This is a genomic window from Mycobacterium sp., assembly GCF_035314665.1.
GTDB lineage: Bacteria > Actinomycetota > Actinomycetes > Mycobacteriales > Mycobacteriaceae > Mycobacterium.
Genome location: NZ_DATFZD010000312.1, coordinates 1 through 3,534 on the forward strand (window position 1 = coordinate 1; position 3,534 = coordinate 3,534).

3 protein-coding genes and 1 pseudogene are annotated in these 3,534 nt (G+C 65.5%); all 4 read right to left on the bottom strand.

Annotated features, from left to right (window positions below; translation table 11 throughout):
• Nucleotides 1-120, bottom strand: a pseudogene (locus VKI00_RS21800) (integrase core domain-containing protein); the annotation flags it as partial.
• A gap of 57 nt (nucleotides 121-177) precedes the next feature.
• Nucleotides 178-480: a DUF6262 family protein gene (locus tag VKI00_RS21805; RefSeq protein ID WP_324441129.1), complete on the bottom strand. Its 303-nt coding sequence runs from the start codon at nucleotides 478-480 to the stop codon at nucleotides 178-180.
• On the bottom strand, nucleotides 477-2,390 hold the full coding sequence (locus VKI00_RS21810; protein ID WP_324441131.1) for a tyrosine-type recombinase/integrase: 1,914 nt from the start codon (nucleotides 2,388-2,390) through the stop codon (nucleotides 477-479). The genes VKI00_RS21805 and VKI00_RS21810 overlap by 4 nt, the downstream gene beginning before the upstream one ends.
• The gene (locus VKI00_RS21815) at nucleotides 2,356-3,435 is read right to left on the bottom strand and encodes a tyrosine-type recombinase/integrase (protein WP_324441133.1); all 1,080 of its coding nucleotides are present in this window, start codon (nucleotides 3,433-3,435) and stop codon (nucleotides 2,356-2,358) included. Before VKI00_RS21815 ends, VKI00_RS21810 begins: the two co-directional genes overlap by 35 nt.
• Between the last annotated feature and the right edge of the window lie 99 nt (nucleotides 3,436-3,534).

The following is a 3,534-nucleotide window of genomic DNA, read 5'->3' on the forward strand; positions in this document are numbered from 1 at the left end:
GCGGTGGTTGTGCTCGTGTTTGAAGTCGCCGATGACCACGCGGGCCTCGAACAAGGTGTTCCAGTGGTTGCGGTTGAGGCACTCCTTCCGCATGCGGTTGTTGAACGATTCGATGTGGCCGTTGTCCCACGGTTATCCGGCTAATCTTGGCGCGGTTTCACCTGTTGAGCGGTGCATTTAGTCGGCTTTTGGTTTTCGTAGGCGGCGGATTTCTTCTTCGTGGCGGCGCACGGTGGTGGCGATGGCGTCCAACGCGATGCGTAGGTGGGCGATCTCGGTGGTGAGTCCGGATAGGGTGTGGGCTTCCTTGCCGCGGGCGCGGTGTTCTTCGATGATTCTGCGTAGGTCGGAGTTGCGGTAGAGAGTGGCTCGGCCGAGTCCGGTACGGGCCGCGACGTCATCGAAGGTCACTTGTTGTCCGGCGAGAATGATTGCGGCGCAGGCATCTTCGACGTGTTGTCGGCGCTGTTGGGGTGTCATCCGGTCTGTGTCTGACTGATGTGGGCGTCGAGGCGTTCGATGAGTCGGCGGTGGCGTTCGGCTTCACCGGTCCAGCCGCGGGCCTCGGCGTCACGAGCCAGGGTTTCGGTGTCGGCACGCTGAGCGGCCAGGACGGGCAGGTAACCGGTATCAGTGCGGAAGTTGGGGCAGTGTTCACAAATATTGGCGTAGGCGCACGGGCCCTGGACCTGGGCCCGGATGCAGAAGCCACCGGCGAGGCGGGCCTTGACCGCCGGGGCGTGTTTCCAGTCGCCGTCGACGATCGGCAGTTGGGTGCGTCCCTGGGGTGGCTCGGTGGGCAGGGTACCGAGATGGGCTTTGGCGGCGGCCAAGGCCCGCTCGTATTCGGTGCGCACGGTCGAGTCGAACAGCCGTCCGTAGCGCAGGCTCATCTCGGCCGAGACATGGCCGAGCAAGGCCATCAGGCTCTGCAGGGAGACACCGGCGTTGACCAGTGCGGTGGCGTAGGTGTGGCGCAGTTGGTGCGGGGTGATGTGCGGTAGGCCGGCATCGGTAGTAACGCGGGTCAAGACGTCGCGAAGGTGATCGACGGTCAGGCGCCGACCGTGGTGGGTGAGCAGGTAGTCGGTGGGTCGAGCCGTGCGCGGGTGGGGCAACGGCCGTCCGGGTGAGCGGTGGGCGACGATGCGGTCGATCAGCGCGACGGTTTCCTCGTCGAGGGGCACCATGCGTTCGGTATTCAGCTTGCCCAGCGGAACCTTCAGCCACGCGCCTTGGCCGGGGATCTCGTGCACGCTGTCCAGTTCTAGGTCGACGAGCTCACCGATGCGCAAACCGGTCGCTCGTTGCAGCAGCAACGCATCAGCGGGCAGCCGCTCGGGCCAGGTATGAAGTGCTTGGGTCAGGCGCCGATCCAGGTCCGGGGTGAGGTAGCGGGGCAAGGCCCGGGGCAATTTAGGGATATCGGAGCGAAACACCAGGCGCCGCTGCGGTGCTTGCGGCCAGCCCCATTCGGCGATGTCGTTGAGCAGGCAGTGCACTGCCAGGATCCGGCCGCGGCGCTCAGATGCCTGGATCGGTGCGCCGGTGCGCGAGTTCATCGCCTCGGCAGTCGCGGTCAGGTAGGTCTCAATGTGGCGGCGGCGGTCCAGGCCGGCCAGGCTTGGTAGCGCCGGGTCGACCGCGGCCAGATGCGCGGCGAAGTGGTTGAGCCGGGTCGCGGTGCCGGTGACCGTGCCGCGGCTGTGGGTGGCGGTCAACCGATCGAGGTAGGCCACAAACGAGCCGCGCAGCGCCGGGGTGGCGTCCCGCATCCGCTGCGCAAAGCTCTGCCGTAGCAGACTCGTCGCGTTGACCGGCTGTTCGGTGAACACACCGAGGTGAAACATGACCTGCCGGGCGGTGTGGGTGGCACTGCTGTAATGACGACTGGCTTTCCCTCGGCCGTGTCGCGCCGCGCTTGCGGCCAGCAAGTCGTCGAAATCGTTGTCGATCAACGCATCCAACCGTCGGCCGGTCTGGATGAGTAGCCTGCCGATCACCTGCGATGCGGCCGCGCTGCGGGTGCGTTCGGTGAAGCCGAGTTCTTGCGCGGCGCTCAGGAACCACGCCAGGTCTTCGGCTAACGGCCCCGGTGGCAGATGCCGCCAGAACACGGCCAGTTTGCGGCGGATCAGGTAGTCATAGCCGGGCCGCAGATACCCGGCCAACATCAAGAACGTTACGAACGAGCGGGTGGGATGAGAAACTGTCAATCGCGCGTCGAGCGGCTCACCGGCCCACCGCTGCGGATCGGGCCAGCGCCGCAGGAACGTTCGCGCGGCCGAGCCAAGGTTCACACTGATCAAACCCAGCCGACCACAGTGTTCGTCGTATGCGGCGAGCAGGTCGACCTCAGGAACGCGCGCGTAGGCGAGCACGGGCGGCATCGAACTCCTCACGCAGAAACGTTGGGGCCAAGTGGATGTAGGCAGCAGCGGAGTCGACGTGGTCGTGGCCCATCAGCGCTTGGATCACCGACAGGTCGACCCCCGCCTCGGCCAGTGCGGTGCCAAACGAATGCCGTAACGCGTGTGGATGCCCCGCCGCGACACCGGAGCGCTCGCGGTGATACCGGAACACCGTGCGCAGCCCCGCCGGGGTGAGCGGCTGTCCGCGATGGGCGCCTTTGGCGACGACGAACAGTGCATCAGCGTCAGTCTCAGGACGTTCGGCCAGCAGATAGGTTTGGATCGCGCCGGCAATGTCGGTGTCAATCGGCACTGACCGTTCCTTGCCGCCCTTACCGAACACCCGAACCCAGCGGCGCGCAATGTCGACATCGCTGACCCGCAACCCGAGCACCTCCGCAGACCGCAGCCCCGACAACAGCATCAACCCACCGATCGCGCGGTCACGCCAGCTACGGAAGCTGCCCAGCAGCGCCGCAGACTCCTCCCGCGACAACCCCCGCGGCAACCGGCGCGGCTCACGGACCCGCAGCTGCGACCGCGACTTCGGCTTCGCCGTGTGCGCCAACAGCCCGGAACGCTCACCGCGCGAACGCAACCGGGCCGCCCGCCCGCCACATACTGGGCTACGCGCATCCGGGTCACGCATCTCCCGGAACGCAAACAAGCTCGAAATCGCCGCTAACCGCCGATTGATCGTCGCCGGCGCATACCCCTGATTACGGCCATCACGGATCGAATACACGTTGCCACCCGGCCGACCCGGCAACGTCGCCTCCCGACACACTGTCAAGAACCGCAGCAGCACATCAACATTCACCTCCGCCAGACCCAACTGCTCGCCACTCAGCCACCGCGCGAACGCCAGCAGGTCATAGGCGTAAGCACGGCAGGTTCGAGGGGAGAAATTCCGGTCAGCCAGATACCCCAGGAATTCATTCACCAGCCCGAACTTCTCTGCGGCCGTTCCGCACAACTGCCAGACGCCGTCGTCGTCCACAGCCGCAGACAGTTCCTTCGTCATGAGATGTACATATCCCATCTCGCACCACCACGGTCAAGAACCGCAGGAAAACGGCGTGTCGAGCGACATCGAATATCCCGATTAGCCGGTTAAGAGAGG

What these genes read in the sequence shown, in the direction of transcription:
- VKI00_RS21810 (WP_324441131.1), bottom strand. Translation starts at nt 2,390, where the DNA reads ATGCCGCCCGTGCTCGCCTACGCGCGCGTTCCTGAGGTCGACCTGCTC.
- VKI00_RS21805 (WP_324441129.1), bottom strand. Translation starts at nt 480, where the DNA reads ATGACACCCCAACAGCGCCGACAACACGTCGAAGATGCCTGCGCCGCA.
- VKI00_RS21815 (WP_324441133.1), bottom strand. Translation starts at nt 3,435, where the DNA reads ATGACGAAGGAACTGTCTGCGGCTGTGGACGACGACGGCGTCTGGCAG.